Genomic DNA, 17,196 nt, shown 5'->3' on the forward strand with positions numbered 1-17,196 from the left:
CCGGGTCAAGCGCGTTCACGCAATCCGGTACACGCGCATCGCGTTGTCGTGCCAGATCGCCTGACGCGCCGCGTCGTCGAGGTCCGCCATCGCGCGGGCAAACGTACGCAGCAGCGCCGGATACGACACGCGCAACCCCGCCACCGGAAAATTGCTCGCAAACAGGCAGCGCTGCCAGCCGAATATCGCGATCGTGTCGCGGATGATCCGCGCGTTGTCGGCCTCGTTCCACACCGCATCGCGCAAGCCGAGTTCGGAGATCTTCACGGTCACGCGCGGCGATGCGGCCAATGCTTCCATGCCGCTGCGCCAGCGCGCGAGCCCCGCTTCCGAGCGATCCCACGGCAGCCCCGCGTGTTCGAGCACGACGTCGATGCCGGGCGCATCGGCCAGCAGCGCGGCCGCGTCGCCGAGATGCCAGAACGGCACGCGCAGATCCCAGCCGAGGCCATGCGCGGCGAGCCGCTCCAGCGCGGCCGGCCAGCGCGGATCGCGCAGCGTGCCCGGCCCGTCGACGGACGCATCCGGCGCCGCGGCGGTGCGCGGCTTGAACCGCACGCCGCGCACGCGCGGCCACGCGGCCTGTTCGGCGAGCCGCTCGTGCGCATCGTCGGCCAGCAGGTCGACCCACGCGACGACCGCCGACGGCAGTCCGTGCGCGGCCGCGACCTCGTGCAGCCAGCGCGTTTCCGCGAGCGCCTCGTCGCGTGCCCGTTCGGCCTCGACGTGCACGCTCGCGACGATCGGCGCGCGTTGTGCGGCATGCCGGTAGTCGTCCACGCCGAAGTCGCGGCACAGAGCCGCGTAGTCGCCGAACATGAAGCGCGCCGGGTCGTAGCGTTCCTGCAGCCACGGGTAGTGCGCACCCGCGTCGAGCTGCCACAGGTGATGATGCGCATCGACGAGCGCCGCCGGCAGCGCGTCGCCGCGCCGCTCAGCGCGCGCCTGCGAGCACATACGACGCATCGGGTTCGCGCAGCGTCGGCCATGCGCCGACGAACCGCCACGCATCGAGATCGAGCTCGCGCACGTAGTCGTCCTGGAACGACACGTACGCGACGCGCCGTGACGGATGGAACGACAGCGCGGTCGGGTTCGCGGGCAGCGCGATGCGTTCGATCTCCTCCAGCTGCCGCGCATCGAACACCGAGATCGACCGCTCGCCGGAATTCGTCAGCAACAGCAGGTCGCGGCCGTCCGGCGCGCTGGTGCGGTAGATGCGGTTCGGATCGCTGCGCGTCTTCACGCGGCGGCCGCAGGTCATCGTGTCGGTGTCGATCTCGACGAGCGTATCGTCACCACGATTCGCGACGAACAGCATGCGCTCGTCGCCCGACAGCGCATTGCCTTCGGGACGCGGGCCGGGCATCACCGCGCGCGGCGCGACGGTCGCGTCACGCGGATGAAACTGCGTGACCGTGTTCGACAGCAGATGCACGCCGTATGCGCGGCTCGCATCGCGCGTGAGCGTCACGAGGTGGGTCTTCACGCCGCCGGACGGCACGGCCATGTTCGGCACGCTCTGGCGGGTCGGTTCGTCGAACACGAGCAGCATGTCGTGCGCTTCGCTCATCGCGTACAGCCGGCCGTCGCGATCGGTCGCCATCCCGTGCGGCCGGTAGTACGGCCACAGGTCGAGCATCCGCGTCTGCGTGCGCTCGACGAGGTCGATCTCGGCGATCCGGTGATCGCCTTCATGGCCGCGCGACCAGGCCGTCTCGATCCCGAAGATGCCGACGTACGCGAATCGTTCATTCACGTCGACGGTGAATTCGTGCGGGAAGTTCGGCAGCACGAGATGCTTGAGCGCGGCTTTCGTCTCGAGGTCGTAGAAGCTGAAGGTATGGGCGCATTTCTGCACCAGCAGCAGGATGTCGTTCATGGTGTGTCTCCGTTGTTTCGTTCGCGTGTTCGCGTGTCGGCGTGGGTCAGCCTTCGCAGCGCTTCGGCAGCGTCAACGCGAGCAGACCGGCCACCGCGAGCGTGACGGCGAGGCTGTACACACCGGCCGCCGCGCTCACGTGCTGGGTCAGCACGCCGACCGCATACGGGCCGCAGAAGCCGCCGAGGTTGCCGAGCGCGTTGATCAGGCCGCGCGCGCTGCCGGCCGTCTCGACGCTGCACAGCTTCGGCGGAATCGCCCAGAACACGCCGGCGGCCGCCTGCAGGAAGAAGCCGCAACCGATCAGGAACGCGAACGACACGACCATCGATGCATGCGTGAGAACCGACAGCGCGAGGCACGCGGCAAAGCCGACGAGCGGCAGCAGCACGAACAGGCGGCGCTTGCCGGTTCGGTCTGACAAATACGACGTGGCGAACATCCCGATCACCATCGCGACATACGGCAGCATCGCGAGCAGGCCGACCTTGCCCATCCCGCCGTGCGTAAGGTTTTTCAGCAAGGTCGGCAGCCACATCGTATAGCCGTAGATGCCGACCTGATAGCAGAAGTTGATTGCGATCAGCAGCCAGATCGTCGGGTTGCGCAGTATCGCGCCGAACGACGCGGCGGCCGGCGAGCCGGCGGCCTGCTTGCGCGCCTGTTCGTCGCGCAGCGCGTCGAGGATGTACGCCTTCTCGCGCGGCGACACCCAGCGCGCGGTTTGCGGGCCGTCGTCGGCGAACATCATCCACGCGAACAGGCACAGCAGCGACAGCGCGCCGGCGCTGAAGAACAGGTGACGCCAATCGTACGCGGCGAGGATGAAGCCGGACAGCGGCGCGGTGATCATGCCGGCGAGCGGTACGAACATGATGACCATCGCGTTCGCGCGGCCGCGTTCGCGGTCGGGAAACCAGTGGCTGACCATCGTCAGCACGACGGGCAGCATCCCGCCCTCGGCCACGCCGAGCAGGAAGCGCAGCGTCAGCAACTGCCACGTGTGGGTGACGAGCCCGGTCAGCACCGACAGCACGGCCCAGCTCACGAGCGACCAGGCGATGAAGGTCTTGCCGCTGCCGAGCGCCGCGCGCCGGCCGCCGGGGATCTGCAGGAACAGGTAGCCGAAGAAGAAGATGCCGCCGGCGAGGCCGGCCATCGTCGCGTCCATGCCGAGATCGGCGTTCATCCCACCCGGCATCGCGAACGCGATGTTCACGCGATCCATGTACGAAACGATGCACGCGAGCAGCAGCGGCGGAATCACGCGCAGCCAGCGGCGGCGCGGAATGGCTTCGCCGGCTTCATAGGCCGGGGTGGCGGGGTTCAACAGGTTCATGGTGTCTCCGATCCATGTGACGAGCGGCGGCGGTCATCTGTCGGACCGCCGTCACGCCGATGCGCAACGTTGTTGCAGGTGCAACCGGTGTGTGGCTAGCGTCCCCAGCGCAGCACGAGCGGATCGAGCCGCCGCGCCGCGTCGAGCAGGCCCGCTCGTACCTCGGGGTGCAACTCGGGCCACGGCGCGCGCGGCCGGTCGCACGCGATCACGCCGCCTTCCTTCATCAGCGCCTTCGCGGTCAGGAAACCCGACTGGCGGTTCTCGTAGTTGATCAGCGGCAGCCAGCGCGCGTACTGCTCGCAGGCTTCGTCGCGGCGTCCGGCGAAATACGCATCGGTGATCCGGCGGATACCGTCCGGATAGCCGCCGCCCGTCATCGCGCCGGTCGCGCCGGCATCGAGATCGGCGAGCAGCGTGATGCCTTCCTCGCCGTCCCACGGCCCTTCGATCGCGTCGCCGCCGAGCGCGATCAGCTCGCGCAGCTTCGACGCGGCGCCGGCCGTCTCGATCTTGAAGTACGACACGGCGTCGATCTCGCGCGCGAGCGTCGCGAGCAACGACGCAGGCAGCGCGACGCCGCTCGCCGGCGCGTCCTGGATCATCAGCGGAATGTCGAGGCCATCGGCGACTTCGCGGAAGAACGCGCGCACCTGCGCTTCCGGCACGCGGAACGTCGCGCCGTGGTACGGCGGCATCACCATCACCATCGCGGCGCCGCATGCCTGCGCGTGGCGGTTGCGCTCCGCGCAGAGGCGCGCGCTGAAATGCGACGTCGTGACGATCACCGGCACGCGGCCGGCGACGTGCTCGAGCGTCGTGCGCGTGATGAGCTCGCGTTCATCGTCGCCGAGCGCGAACTGCTCCGAGTAGTTCGCGTGGATGCAGATGCCCTGCGAGCCGGCATCGATCATGAAGTCGAGGCAGCGGCGCTGGCCGTCGAGGTCGAGCGCGCCGTGCGCATCGAAGATGGTCGGCGCAACCGGAAAGACGCCCTGGTAGCGTGCGTTCATGGCCGTGCTCACTCGACGATGTCGAACTGGTCGAGGAACTCGGTCTTCAGCGTGAGACCGAGGCCCGGCACGTCGTCGCGCAATTGCAGGAAGCCGTTCTCGGCCACCGGCTCGCCGTCGAAGATGTAATAGAACAGCTCGTTGCCGACCTCGACGTCGAACATCGGGAAGTATTCGCTCATCGGCGACGCGAGCGTGCTCATCGTCAGGTGATAGTTGTGCATCTGGCCCGCATGCGGAATCACCGGCACGCTGTACGCCTCGCACAGCGCATTGATCTTGTGCGCCATCGTGATCCCGCCGACGCGGTTCGTGTCGTACTGCACGACCGACACGGCCTTGCGGTCGAGCAGCTGCTTGAAGCCGTACAGCGAGAACTCGTGCTCGCCGCCGGAGATCGGAATGCGCGTGAGCTGGTTCAGTTCCGCGTAGCCGTCGATGTCGTCGGCGATCACCGGTTCCTCGAGCCAGCGCGGCTGGTACTTCTCGAGCTTCGGCAGGATGCGCTTCGCGTACTCGAGATTCCAGCCCATGTAGCACTCGAGCATCAGGTCGTTGTCGTAGCCGATCACCTCGCGGATCGCCGCGACCGACTTCAGGTTCTCCACCACGCCCTGCTGCCCGTGCGCGGGCCCGTAGCCGAAGCGCATCTTGAACGCGCGGAAGCCTTCCTTCATATAGCGCTGCGCCTCGTCCTGCATCTCTTTCAGGTCGGTGCGGTAGAGCTTCGAGTAATAGCAGGGGATCTTTTCCTTCGTGCGGCCGCCGAGCAGCTTGAACACGGGCTTGCCGACACTCTTGCCGAGGATGTCCCAGATCGCGATGTCGACCGCCGAGATCGCCGCCATGCCGATGCCCTTGCGGCCCCACGCGTGGGTCGCGCGGTACATCCGCTGGTTCAGGTACTCGTAGTCCCATGGGTCCTGGCCGATCACAAGCGGCGCGAGGTACTGGTCGATGATCGCCTTCGCGATGTGCGGCGCGAGCGCGACGTTGCCGAGGCCGACGACGCCGTCGTCGGTCTCGACTTCGACGACGGTCCACGCATGAAAGCGGAACGTGCTCATGGTTTCCTGCGGCGCGTACAGCAGGTCCATCGCGTTCGAGCAGAAGTTGCCCTGCGGCGGGACGGTCTTGCCTTTCCACTGGAATACGCGGGCGCGCACGGAGCGGATCTTCATGTTGGTGTCTCCTGGAATCGATGTTGTTGTGTGCAAGCGGCGCGCGGGGGTCACGCCGAAACGGTGGGCGTGCGGCGCGCGGCGCCCATCCGGCAGGCGATCTGCAGCGCCTGCCAGGTCGCGCCGACGTCGGCCGTGCCGCGCCCCGCGATGTCATACGCGGTGCCGTGCGCGGGCGTCGTGATCGGCACGGGCAGCCCGCCCTGCACGGTCACGCCGCGCGAGAAGCCGAGCAGCTTGATCGCGATCTGCCCCTGGTCGTGGTACATCGTGACGATCGCCTGGTAGTCGCCGGCCTGCGCCTTCAGGAAGATCGTGTCGGCGGGGAACGGGCCGTGGAACGGCGCGTCGGTCGGCCAGTCGCGCGCCTGCAGCTTGCGCACCGCCGGCTCGATGATGTCGACTTCCTCGCGGCCGCAGCTGCCGCCGTCGCCGCCGTGCGGGTTGAACGCGGCGATCGCGACCTTCGGCGTCGCGACGCCGTTCGCGAGCAACGACCGGTAAATCAGTTCGGACGCCTGTTCGATGCGCTCGACGCTCAATTGGGCCGCCGCTTCCTTCAGTGGAATATGCGACGAGATGCGCGCGGTCCACAGTTCGCCGAGCGTGTTGAATTCGCAGAAGTAGCCGGTCACGCCGAGCGCGGCCGCGAAGTGATGCAGCTCGTCGTCGTGCCTGAGCCCGCCGAGCTTCATCGCGTACTTGTTCAGCGGCGCGAAGCAGATCGCGTCGATGTCGCCGGCGAGCGCGGCGTCCAGACACTGGTCGAGCACGGTCAGCGTCGAGCGGCCGCCGGCCGCGCCGGGCTGGCCGACCGTGACCTGCGCGGGATCGATCGTGTCGACCGCGACGAACGCGGCGCGCGCGGTGGACGGCCGGCCGCGCACGGCGGCGAGCGATTCGGCGGGCTCGACCTCGACCGTCACGCCGGCCACGCGCTGGCCGGCTTCCCACAGCCAGCGGTCGCCGATCAGCACGAGGTTCGCGCGGCGCGTCGCGTCGGGCCGCGCGAGCAGTTTCGCGATCAGTTCGGCGCCGATGCCGGCGGGGTCGCCGAGCGTCAGCGCGACGACGGGCAGGGCGGCGGCGGTCGTCATGAGGCGTCTCCGTGACGGGCGGCAGTCGGTTGCGGGTTCATGCGGTGTCTCCGGTGGCGGCGCGTGGCCGTTGGTCTATGGGGTTCATGCTAGGTAGACGGAATGAGTCGGTAAATTGAAAACTCTTGATGAATCGATAACCTGGAGTAATCGAAATGGGCTCGATCGATCGACGAGACTCGACTCCCCAATTGCTGAACCGGCTGCGGATGCGGCAGATCGCGCTGCTGCTCGCGGTGGATGAATGCTCGACGCTGCGCGCGGCCGCCGGGCAGCTGGGCCTCACGCAGCCGGCCGCGACGAAGATGCTGGCCGAGCTGGAAAGCGCGCTCGGCCAGCGGCTGTTCGACCGCGTCGGGCGCGGGCTCGTGCTGAACCCGGCCGGCGAGCGCGTGCTCGGCTATTTCCGCGGGATTCGCGGCAGCATGGAGGCGCTCAATCGCGAGCTCGGCGAGCTGCAGCTCGGCAGCGCGGGGCGGCTCGCGATCGGCAGCATCATGGCCGCGTCGCCGGGGCGGCTCACCGAGGCGCTGGTGCAGTTGAAGGCGCGTTATCCGCTGCTCGCGATCGACATCGCGGTCGATACCAGCGACCGGCTGATGCCGCAGTTGCGCGAAGGCGTGCTCGAAGTGGTGATCGGACGCAACGTCGGCACCGATTGCGACTTCCGTGTGGTGGATGACGAGGCGCTCGCGATCATCGCGGGCCGCGACCATCCGCTCGCCGGCGCCGGGCCGGTCGAATTCGACGCGCTGCTCGATTACACGTGGATCCTGCAGCCGGCCGGCAGCCCGGCGCGCGAGGTCGTCGAGCGCGAGTTCCGCGCGCGTCACCAGCCTATGCCTCGGGGCCTCGTCGAGACGGGCTCGATCCTGACGACGATGAACCTCGTCGACCGTTCGCACATGCTCGGCGTGATTCCGCTGACGGTCGCGCAGCGCAACGCGGAGCACGGGCTCGTGGCGATCCTCGATTACGAGCTCGGCCAGAAGCTGCCGTCGTACGGGAGTCTCGTGCGGCGCGACCGGCCGCTGAGCATTCCCGCGCAGCAGTTTCTCGCGCTGTTCCACCGGGAAGGCGGGCCGGGCGATGACGGCGGCGCGTAACGGCGCGGTTTGCCAGCCGAGGCGGCCGAGCCAGCCGCGCCAGCCGAGGCGACCGAACCAGCCGAATCAGCCGAGCTGGCCGAGCCAGCCAAGCACGCCGAACAAGCCGCGTCGGCCGCGTCGGCCGAATCCGCCGAATCCGCCGAACCAGCCGAACCAGCCGAACCAGCCGAACCAGCCGAACCAGCCGAACCAGCCGAGGCACCACCATCGCGGAACGCAGTGAAGCGCGACGGCGACGCTGGCGACGCTGGCGAGACGGGGGAGGCAGGCGAAGCCGAAGCGGACGGCTTCAGCGCGCCGACGGTGCAACCGGCGCTTCGGCGAGCGGCGGCGTCGCTTCCGACAACGCGCGATCCGGCCGGATCCGCAGCGCGGCGACGATGCCGATCAGCAGCATCGCGACCGACCCGACGAACGGCACCGTCCAGCTGCCGGTGCGATCGACGAGATAGCCGAACAGGATCGGCGACAGGATCCCCGCGATCGCCGAACCCGCGTTCATCATTCCGCTTGCGATGCCCGCGTGTTGCGGCGCGATGTCGCTCGGCACGGCCCAGATCGGCCCGATCGTCAGTTCGAGGCACAGGAACGACCCGGACAGGCACAGCGCGATGCCGGCCGTCGAATGCACGAACGCGAGCGGCAGCAGGCAGACGAGCGCGCCGGTGAAGCTCGTGACGATCACGCTCTGGCGCGACAGCGCGAGGTTGCCGGTCTTGCGATAGATGCGGTCGCACAGCCAGCCGCCGAGCGTGTCGCCGACCACGCCCGCGAAGAACACGCCTGACGCGAACAGCGCGGTCGATTTCAGGTTAAGGCCCTGGCCGTTCAGGAAGAAGGTCGGCAGCCACGTGAAGAACAGCCACGCGGTCCAGCCGTAGCAGAAGTACACGAAGATCGTCGGCGCCATCCGACGGAACAGCGGCCCCCACGGCGTCGGGCCGGATGGCGCTGCCCGGCGGGCGGTCGCAGCGGTGTGCGTGCGGCCGACGCCATTGCCGTCGCTTTCTCCGCGCGGGTACTCGCGGAAGCCGACGACCCACCACACGAGCCACACCATTGTCACCGCACCGATCACGAAGAATGCCGCGCGCCACGACAGCCACGTCATCAGCGCGGCGACGATCGGCGGCGTGACCGCGTTGCCGAGCCGCGAGAACGAATGCGTGAAGCCCTGCACGACGCCGCGCCGTTCGCGCGAGAACCAGTGCGTGATCGCGCGGGCCTGCGCGGGCAGCGTCGCGCCTTCGCCGATCCCGAGCAGCAGGCGCGCGGCGAACAGGAGCGCGAGGCTGTGCACGAGCCCGGTCATGAACGTCGACGCGACCCAGATCAGCCCGCAGCCGATCAGCGTGATGCGCGCGCCGAAGCGGTCGGCGATCCACCCGCCGCCGATCTGGCAGATTGCGTACGAATAGGCGAACGCGGAGAACGCGATGCCGAGCTCGGTATTCGACAGCCCGAGCTCGGCCTTGATCGCGCCGGCCGCGGTCGCGAGGTTCACGCGGTCGACGTAGAGGATGAACGAAAGCGCGCATAGCAGCCACAGCGTGTGGCGCCGTTGACGGTGATCGGTAGGCATGTGTCTCACTCCATTTTCGTGCGCGGCGTTGCAATGACGCAGCGTTCACGGGCGGGGCCAGCATCGCGCGCAGGAGGAGGCACCGTCTAATGAATCTTTTCGATCAATTGATAACCTGAGGCGTTCGGAATTGCCGGGCGCGGGTCGCGCTGGAGGACGATCCTCCCTGCTGATGCGCGACGTACGCTCGGCGTCGCTCGAAGGCGGGGGGAAACACGTTCTCCTGAATTGGAGCGGATCGGTGCGCGAGCAACGGACAGCGATGTCCCGCCCGCGTGGGTCGACGGCATCAGATGCCGTCCGCACGGGCTCCGGAGGTGCCGATCATCGCTTGCCTTTGTAAAGAAGTGATGGCGGCGACAGGGGAAGGCGCGCGCCAGTTCAACCGGCACGCGCCTTCCCACTCAAATGCGCCCCAGCAACACCAGTATCACGACGATGACGACGACCAGCCCGAGAGTGCCGGATGGCCAGTAGCCCCAGCCTCGGCTGTGTGGCCATGCGGGAAATGCTCCGATGAGAAGCAGAATCAGAACGATGATAAGGATCGTACCGAGCATCGCACCCTCCTGAACGTGGTGATAGGACGGTGCCTGCTGTCGCAATTCGCGTGCCGCGACACTGGGCAACTCGAAACTCTCTGAAAGCGCATTGTCTGAATTGATGGAATTCATTTCATGAATACCGACCGATTCAGAAAATAAATTTCAAAAATGTAAGCTCGATCGCTATGCTGGGCCTTCGGTTCCATTCAGGCGGACAGGCAATGGCTGAACTCTTTCTGGTACGGCACGGGCAGGCGTCGTTCGGCACGGACGACTACGACCGGCTGTCCCCAGCCGGCGACCAGCAGGGCGCGTGGCTCGGCGAATACTTCGCACGGCAGGGCCTGACGTTCGACCGCGTGATCTGCGGCACGATGAACCGCCATGCGCAGACGGTCGACGCGATCCTGCGCGGGATGGGCCGCGAAGGCGTGCCGGTCGAGCGCCATCCGGGCCTGAACGAATACGACTTCCACGGGCTGTTCGCGGCGGCGGCCAGCGACTATCCGGAGATCGCGCGGCTCGCGGCCGGCTCGATGAAGGAGCACTTTCGCGCGCTGCGACAGGTGCTGCATCTGTGGGCCGACGACAAGCTCGGCCACACCGCGCCCGAAACCTGGGCGCATTTCCAGCAGCGCGTCGCCGACGCGCGCGCCGCGATCCGCGACGGCGGCAGCCAGCGCGTGCTCGCGGTGAGCTCCGGCGGTCCGATCGCGGTGACGGTGCAGCAGGTGCTCGCCGCGCCGCCGTCGAGCGCGATCGCGCTGAACCTGCAGATCCGCAACAGCAGTCTTTCGCAGTTTTTCTTCAACGCCGAAGCGTTCCACCTGGCGTCGTTCAACGGCATCCCGCATCTCGAGGATCCCGAACGACATGCGTGGCGCACCTACGGCTGACCCACGAACGATCGCGACGATGACGAACCCTTCCCAGCCCCTCGACGTAGCCCGCCTCATGCGCTATCTGGAAGCGCACGTGCCGGGTTTCGAAGGCCCGCTCGACATGGAGAAGTTTGCCGGCGGCCAGTCGAACCCGACCTTCCTGCTGCATGCGAAGAGCGGCCGCTACGTGCTGCGCCGCCAGCCGCCCGGCGAACTGCTGAAATCCGCGCACGCGGTCGATCGTGAATTCCGCGTGCTCACCGCGCTGTCGGGCACCGCGGTGCCGGTCGCGCATCCGTATCACCTGTGCGAAGACCGCGACGTGATCGGCAGCCTGTTCTACGTGATGAGCTTCGAGGACGGCCGGATCTTCTGGGATCCGGCGCTGCCGGAACTGCCGAAGGCCGATCGGGCGATCTGCTACGACGCACTGCTGCGCACGATGGCCGCGCTGCACGACGTGGACGTCGACGCGGTGGGCCTCGCCGACTACGGCCGCCCCGGCAACTACTTCGAGCGCCAGATCGGCGTGTGGACGAAGCAGTATCGCGCGGCGGAAACCGAGCGCCTCGGCGCGATGGAGACGCTGATCGACTGGCTGCCGAAAGCGTGCCCGGAGGACGCGGGCCGGCCCGCGCTGGTGCACGGCGATTTCCGGATCGACAACCTGATGTTCGCGCGCGACGACTATCGCGTGCAGGCCGTGCTCGACTGGGAACTGTCGACGCTCGGCAACCCGCTCGCCGATCTCGCGTACTTCTGCATGTGCCTGCGGCTGCCGTCGGGCGGACAGGTGCGCGGGCTCGCGGGCCAGGATCGTGCCGAACTCGGCATTCCCGATGAAGCGGCGATCGTCGCGCGCTATTGCGAACTGCGCGGCATCGAGCCGATCCGCGACTGGCACTTCTATCTCGCCTTCAGTTTCTTCCGGCTCGCGGCGATCGCGCAGGGCGTGAAGGCGCGTGCGCTGCAGGGCAACGCGTCGAGCGAGCAGGCGCTGCGCGTGGGCGCGATGACCGGGCGGCTGGCCGAAATGGCCGTCGGCGTGATCGACGCGCATCGCTGACATCGCCGAGCGGCGGCACGACACATTACAACATGGAGGAGCACAGCAACATGGCAACGAATCTGTTCGACCTGACGGGCAAGATCGCGCTGGTTACGGGCGCGAGCCGCGGCATCGGCGAGGAAATCGCGAAGCTGCTCGCGGAGCAGGGCGCGCACGTGATCGTGTCGAGCCGCAAGCTCGACGACTGCCAGGCGGTCGCGGACGCGATCGTCGCGGCGGGCGGCCGCGCCGAAGCGCTGGCCTGTCACGTCGGGCGGCTGGAGGATATCACCGCGACGTTCGAGACGATCCGCGGCAAGCACGGCCGGCTCGACATCCTCGTAAACAACGCGGCCGCGAACCCGTATTTCGGGCACATCCTCGATACCGATCTCGCCGCGTACGAAAAGACCGTCGACGTGAACATCCGCGGCTACTTCTTCATGTCGGTCGAGGCCGGCAAGCTGATGAAGGCGCAGGGCGGCGGCGCGATCGTCAACACCGCGTCGGTGAACGCGCTGCAGCCGGGCGACCGGCAGGGCATCTACTCGATCACGAAGGCGGCCGTCGTCAACATGACGAAGGCGTTCGCGAAGGAGTGCGGGCCGTTCGGCATCCGCGTGAACGCGCTGCTGCCGGGCCTCACGAAGACGAAGTTCGCGGGCGCGCTGTTCGCCGACAAGGACATTTACGAAAGCTGGATGGCGAAGATCCCGCTGCGCCGCCATGCGGAACCGCGTGAAATGGCCGGCACAGTGCTGTATCTCGTGTCGGACGCGGCGAGCTACACGAACGGCGAATGCATCGTCGTCGACGGCGGCCTGACGATCTGAGCGCGCGATGAAACTCGACAGCTATGCGGGGCAGGCCGTGATGATCACCGGCGCTGCGAGCGGCTTCGGCGCGTTGCTCGCGAGCGAGCTGGCCGCGATGGGCGCGCGGCTCGCGCTCGGCGACCTGAACGCCGACGCGCTCGAACGCGTGGCCGCGCCGCTGCGCGCGGCCGGCGCCGACGTGATCGCGCAGCACTGCGACGTGCGCGTCGAAGCTGACGTGGCATTGCTGGTGCAGTCGGCCGCCGCGCGCTTCGGGCGGCTCGACGTCGGCATCAACAACGCGGGCATCGCACCGCCGATGAAGGCGCTGACCGACACCGACGAAGCCGATCTCGACCTGAGCTTCGCGGTGAACGCGAAGGGCGTGTTCTTCGGGATGAAGCACCAGATCCGCCAGATGCTCGCGCAGCGCGAAGGCGTGATCCTGAACGTCGCGTCGATGGCCGGGCTCGGCGGCGCGCCGAAGCTGGCCGCGTACGCGGCGTCGAAGCACGCGGTGATCGGGCTCACGAAGACGGCCGCGCTCGAATACGCGCGCCACGGCATCCGCGTGAACGCGGTGTGCCCGTTCTACAGCACGACGCCGATGGTCACCGACAGCGACATCGGCGACCGCCAGGACTTTCTCGCGCAGGGCTCGCCGATGAAGCGGCCCGGCCGGCCCGACGAAATCGTCGCGACGATGCTGATGCTGTGCGCGAAGGAAAACACTTATCTGACCGGGCAGGCCGTCGCCGTCGACGGCGGTGTCTCGGCCTTCTGACCGAACCGAACACGCAATCTCGAGGAGTCGATCATGGACTTTGGCTACACCCCGAAAGTGGAAGCGCTGCGCGAACGCGTGCAAGCGTTCATGGACGCGCACATCGTGCCGCGCATCCGCCAGTGGAACGACGAAGTGCACGCGGGCCAGTATCCCGTGTCGTTCATGGAGGAGCTGAAGGAACGCGCGAAGGCCGAAGGGCTGTGGAACCTGTTCCTGCCGCACCTGAAGGACGACGAGCCCGGCACGGGCCTGACCAACCTCGAATACGCGCCGCTCGCCGAGATCATGGGGCGCGTGAGCTGGGCGTCGGAAGTGTTCAACTGCAACGCGCCGGACACCGGCAACATGGAGCTGCTGCACATGTTCGCGACGCCGGAGCAGCGCGAACAGTGGCTGCTGCCGCTGCTGCGCGGCGAGATCCGGTCGGCGTTCGCGATGACGGAGCCCGACGTGGCGTCGTCGGATGCGACCAACATCACGACGCGCATCCGGCGTGACGGCGACGACTACGTGATCGACGGCCGCAAGTGGTTCATCACGAACGCCGCGCATCCGAACTGCAAGATCTTCATCGTGATGGGCAAGACCGATCCCGATGCCGAGTCGCACCAGCAGCAGAGCATGATCCTCGTGCCGCGCGACACGCCGGGCGTGACGATCGTGCGCAACATCACGGTGGTCAATCACCATGCGCCGGAAGGGCACTGCGAGATCACGTTCGACAACGTGCGCGTGCCGGCGCGCAACCTGCTCGGCGAGGAAGGCAGCGGCTTCGCGCTCGCGCAGGCGCGCCTCGGGCCGGGCCGCATCCACCATTGCATGCGTTCGATCGGCGCGGCCGAGCTGGCGCTGGAGCTGATGGTCGACCGCGCACAGTCGCGCGAGGCGTTCGGCAAGCCGCTGAACCGGCACGGCACGGTCGGCGAATGGATCGCTCGCTCGCGCATCGAGATCGATCAGGCGCGCCTGCTGGTGCTGAAGGCCGCGTGGATGATCGACAAGGTCGGCGCGAAGGCCGCACGCAAGGAAATCTCGATGATCAAGGCGCTCGTGCCGACCGTGTACACGGACGTATGCGACCGCGCGATGCAGGTGTTCGGCGCGATGGGCCTGAGCCCCGACACGCCGCTCGCCGACATGTGGACCTGGGGCCGCGCGCTGCGCTTCGCCGATGGCCCGGACGAGGTGCACCTGCAGGCGATCGCGCGCATGGAGATCAAGGACGCCGTGCGCGGCTCGACCGAGCCGTACCTGACGCGGCCGCCGCGCGGCTGAGCGGCGCGCCGCGATGCGCGGGGCCGGCATGGACGAACAGATGGTGCACGCCGTAACATGGGGGGCCTGTTCCCGCTCATAACGGGCTTGCGCTGGCCGTCAGAAGGGCCGAGCGCAAGGATTGCGACGAAGCGAATACTCGACGTATTCGCAAGGAGCATGACGCAGCGATCGGCCCTTCTGGCGGCCAGCCCCGCGAATGATTTTTTCCAAACAGGGGAACGCGCCTTGCCGGCCGTATTGCGGCGTCGATCGTCGCTTGTTTGGCATGGCCAAACGGCGCTCCTCTCTCCTTGCACTACGACCGGCAAGGCGCGTTCGCAAGCCCGTTATGAGCGGGAACAGGCCCCTGGAGACCCGGCGATGCGCCTTTCGAAGATTGATCTGAACCTGTTCGTCGTATTCGAGGCGATCTACAACAAGCGCAACCTGACGCGCGCGGCCGAGGTGCTGAACCTCACGCAGCCGGCCGTCAGCAACGCGCTCGCGCGGCTGCGCAAGACGCTGAACGATCCGCTGTTCGTCAGCACGCCGGCCGGGATGATGCCGACCCCGATGGCCGAGAACATCGTCGGCCGCGTGCGCGAGGCGCTGCAACTGCTCGATTCGAGCGCGCACGAAGGCGACGTGTTCGATCCGGCCTCGTCCGAGCGCGTGTTCCGGCTCAGCATGAGCGACCTGACCGAAGCGCTGCTGCTGCCCGCCCTCGGCGAGTTGCTGCAAACACATGCGCCGGGCATGCACGTGCGCAGCTACACGATGGACCGCCGCGAAGTGGCGACTGCGCTCGCGAACGGCTCGGTCGACATCGCGATCGACGCGCCGCTGATTGGCGATCCGCATCTGCACCAGGCGCTGCTCGTGCGCGACCGTTACGCGTGCATGATCCGCGACGATCACCCGTTCAAGGGCGACACGCTGACCATGGACGACTACCTGTCGATGGGGCACATCCACGTGTCGAGCCGCCGCAAGGGCAGCGGGCACGTCGACGCGGAGCTGACGCGGCTCGGGCTGCGCCGCAACATCCAGATGCGCGTACAGCACTACATGGTCGCGCCGCTGATCGCGATGCGCGGCGATCTCGCGCTGACCGCGCCGCTGCGGCTGCTGCAGCGCTATCCGGCCCGGATTCTCGAACTGCCGTTCGAGATGCCGGGGCTCGAATACTTCTGCTACTGGCATCGCAGTGCCGATCAGGACCAGGGTAGTCAGTGGCTGCGGGAGCAGTTGATGACGCTGATGGGTGGGATGGGGGAGGTGCGGTGATGCGTCGTGCGTTCGCCGGTGTGCGCCGGCTTGCCGCTTAAAACGACTCGTCATCGAAGCGCGACGACGCAGGCCGGCGCTTCATGTCCTTCAACCAGTCCCTGACCTTGTCCGGATCTTCGAACTCGCGCAGCGCCACGGCGAGATCCTGATTGCCGCGCTGCATGCCGGCAATATCGCGCGTGAGTATGCGCATCACGGTATCGGGCGCGACCTTGGTGGACGACGCGATGCCGTACGTGCGCCGGAAATCGTTCTCGACGTGCTGGATCTCCTGATCGAGCTCGCGGATCTGCTCTTCCAGGATGCCGTTGTAGCGCGTGAGCCGCGCTTCGCTGAGCCCGTCGATCGCACGCCGGTCGATCTGCTCGATCTCCAGCTGCAGCTCCAGCAACTGCAGCAGATTGCCCTTCGCATAAGCGTGATTGACCCGCTGCATCAGCACGGTCTTGCGTTCCTGCTCGCGCGGATCGGTTTCGCGATCGGGGTGCAGCGCGCTGGCGAGCTTCCGATAGATTTCGCGGATCGACTTGTTCGATTCGGCCTGCTCGGCTTCGATCCTGGCCTGCGCGGCCGATTGCTTCGGCGCTTTCTTGCGCTTCGCGCGCTGGGCTTCGCGGGCTGCGTGAGCGGCCATGTCGCGCTCGAACTGTGCGTCGAGTTCGGCCTGCAGCCGCTCGGCGAGTTCGTCAGGGGATAGTGCGTCGAGATCCTCCGGCGGTTGCGATTGCGGCTCGAAATCGGGCTCGGCCTCGGCCTCGGCCGCCGCGTTGCCCACGTTCGCAGATCCGACATGCCGGTTGTAAATGACCTTCAGCGCCGCGTCGTCGCTGACCTGCATTAAATCGCGCGCCATATCGGCGATCAGGTCGGACAGCGTGCGTTGCTCGGCCTTGCTCAAGCCCTTCTGCAGGAACGCGTCGTCGAGCAGGTGGAGCAGTTTGATCCGCAGCGCGGTGGATTCCTGTTCGAGCGGCAACAGCGCGTCGACGAACTTCTTCTGGAACGCCGGCATCACGGCGTCCCACGCGCCGAGACGCTCGCGCCGCTTCTCGATCTGCTTGACGAGCGTATTGAACGTTTTCTGGGCTTTCGACAGGCTGGCTGTCTCGTGACCGGGCGCGATGGCGACCGCGGCACCGCGACGTGCGGTCATGTGAGTATCCTCCGGCCGCGGCGGGACGCGCGGCAGGGCGGTATTTTAGCCGGATGGGCGTGGTGCTGCCGGCCTTCGGTGTTTCGCTGCGTGATCGTGAGCCGCGTGACCGCGCGCCGGGGTGAGCGGAAGGCGGGACGTCGCGAGGCCGGTTACATGAGGCCCGACGGAGGGAAGATCGGGGGATTGCCGCGGCCGGCCGGCCAGACAAGGGCGC

At 67.5% G+C, this 17,196-nt stretch carries 17 protein-coding genes; 7 read left to right on the forward strand and 10 right to left on the reverse strand.

All coding sequences use genetic code 11. The annotated features are described in order from the left end of the window. Positions 1–15 precede the first annotated feature (15 nt). The 6 genes from BAMB_RS25325 to BAMB_RS25350 all read right to left on the reverse strand — a co-directional run bounded on the left by BAMB_RS25325 (position 16) and on the right by BAMB_RS25350 (position 6,512). Positions 16–957, reverse strand: coding sequence for an amidohydrolase family protein (locus BAMB_RS25325; protein WP_011660000.1), 942 nt, complete (start codon positions 955–957; stop codon positions 16–18). Further along, complete coding sequence (locus tag BAMB_RS25330) at positions 935–1,882, reverse strand: YncE family protein (protein ID WP_011660001.1); 948 nt, start codon at positions 1,880–1,882, stop codon at positions 935–937. The genes BAMB_RS25325 and BAMB_RS25330 overlap by 23 nt, the downstream gene beginning before the upstream one ends. Before the next feature lie 46 nt (positions 1,883–1,928). Beyond that, positions 1,929–3,221, reverse strand: a complete 1,293-nt coding sequence (locus tag BAMB_RS25335) for an MFS transporter (RefSeq protein WP_011660002.1) — start codon at positions 3,219–3,221, stop codon at positions 1,929–1,931. A gap of 95 nt (positions 3,222–3,316) precedes the next feature. After that, entirely contained in the window at positions 3,317–4,234 is a 918-nt protein-coding gene (locus BAMB_RS25340; protein ID WP_011660003.1) for a dihydrodipicolinate synthase family protein, read from the reverse strand. An 8-nt stretch (positions 4,235–4,242) separates the two neighbouring features. Beyond that, positions 4,243–5,415 carry an L-rhamnonate dehydratase gene (locus BAMB_RS25345; RefSeq protein WP_011660004.1) on the reverse strand — a complete coding sequence of 391 codons (1,173 nt, stop codon included), beginning with the start codon at positions 5,413–5,415 and terminating at the stop codon, positions 4,243–4,245. A 50-nt stretch (positions 5,416–5,465) separates the two neighbouring features. Beyond that, a complete protein-coding gene (locus BAMB_RS25350) occupies positions 5,466–6,512 on the reverse strand; it encodes a 4-hydroxythreonine-4-phosphate dehydrogenase PdxA (protein WP_011660005.1) in 1,047 nt (348 codons plus the stop codon). A gap of 155 nt (positions 6,513–6,667) precedes the next feature. Between BAMB_RS25350 and BAMB_RS25355 the strand changes: the two genes are divergently transcribed. Next, positions 6,668–7,618 carry a LysR family transcriptional regulator gene (locus BAMB_RS25355; RefSeq protein ID WP_011660006.1) on the forward strand — a complete coding sequence of 317 codons (951 nt, stop codon included), beginning with the start codon at positions 6,668–6,670 and terminating at the stop codon, positions 7,616–7,618. Positions 7,619–7,684: 66 nt separating this feature from the next. Here the strand turns inward: BAMB_RS25355 and BAMB_RS35560 are convergent, their stop codons facing one another. The 3 genes from BAMB_RS35560 to BAMB_RS34480 form a co-directional block, all read right to left on the reverse strand. Then, the gene (locus BAMB_RS35560; RefSeq protein WP_011660007.1) at positions 7,685–7,930 is read right to left on the reverse strand and encodes a hypothetical protein; all 246 of its coding nucleotides are present in this window, start codon (positions 7,928–7,930) and stop codon (positions 7,685–7,687) included. Then, complete coding sequence (locus BAMB_RS25365) at positions 7,911–9,203, reverse strand: MFS transporter (protein ID WP_011660008.1); 1,293 nt, start codon at positions 9,201–9,203, stop codon at positions 7,911–7,913. The genes BAMB_RS35560 and BAMB_RS25365 overlap by 20 nt, the downstream gene beginning before the upstream one ends. Positions 9,204–9,607: 404 nt before the next feature. Further along, positions 9,608–9,763 (reverse strand): DUF3309 family protein, encoded by a 156-nt coding sequence (locus BAMB_RS34480; protein ID WP_041491709.1) that lies wholly within the window; start codon positions 9,761–9,763, stop codon positions 9,608–9,610. Positions 9,764–9,969: 206 nt separating this feature from the next. Here BAMB_RS34480 and BAMB_RS25375 point away from each other — a divergent pair, with 206 nt between their 5' ends. From BAMB_RS25375 to BAMB_RS25400, 6 genes are all read left to right on the forward strand, one after another. Continuing rightward, positions 9,970–10,644 (forward strand): histidine phosphatase family protein, encoded by a 675-nt coding sequence (locus BAMB_RS25375; protein ID WP_041491565.1) that lies wholly within the window; start codon positions 9,970–9,972, stop codon positions 10,642–10,644. 19 nt (positions 10,645–10,663) lie between these two features. Continuing rightward, on the forward strand, positions 10,664–11,695 hold the full coding sequence (locus BAMB_RS25380; RefSeq protein ID WP_041491566.1) for a phosphotransferase: 1,032 nt from the start codon (positions 10,664–10,666) through the stop codon (positions 11,693–11,695). 50 nt (positions 11,696–11,745) lie between these two features. Beyond that, the gene (locus BAMB_RS25385; protein WP_041491710.1) at positions 11,746–12,510 is read left to right on the forward strand and encodes an SDR family oxidoreductase; all 765 of its coding nucleotides are present in this window, start codon (positions 11,746–11,748) and stop codon (positions 12,508–12,510) included. 7 nt (positions 12,511–12,517) lie between these two features. Beyond that, positions 12,518–13,276: an SDR family NAD(P)-dependent oxidoreductase gene (locus BAMB_RS25390; RefSeq protein WP_011660013.1), complete on the forward strand. Its 759-nt coding sequence runs from the start codon at positions 12,518–12,520 to the stop codon at positions 13,274–13,276. Between the two features lie 33 nt (positions 13,277–13,309). Then, positions 13,310–14,554, forward strand: coding sequence for an acyl-CoA dehydrogenase family protein (locus BAMB_RS25395; protein WP_011660014.1), 1,245 nt, complete (start codon positions 13,310–13,312; stop codon positions 14,552–14,554). Positions 14,555–14,917: 363 nt separating this feature from the next. Further along, positions 14,918–15,823 (forward strand): LysR family transcriptional regulator, encoded by a 906-nt coding sequence (locus BAMB_RS25400; protein ID WP_011660015.1) that lies wholly within the window; start codon positions 14,918–14,920, stop codon positions 15,821–15,823. 37 nt (positions 15,824–15,860) lie between these two features. On the opposite strand, the gene BAMB_RS25405 is transcribed toward BAMB_RS25400, so the two are convergent. After that, positions 15,861–16,979, reverse strand: coding sequence for a J domain-containing protein (locus BAMB_RS25405; protein ID WP_011660016.1), 1,119 nt, complete (start codon positions 16,977–16,979; stop codon positions 15,861–15,863). Positions 16,980–17,196 lie beyond the last annotated feature (217 nt).

The organism is Burkholderia ambifaria AMMD (genome assembly GCF_000203915.1).
In the GTDB taxonomy this organism is placed as follows: domain Bacteria; phylum Pseudomonadota; class Gammaproteobacteria; order Burkholderiales; family Burkholderiaceae; genus Burkholderia; species Burkholderia ambifaria.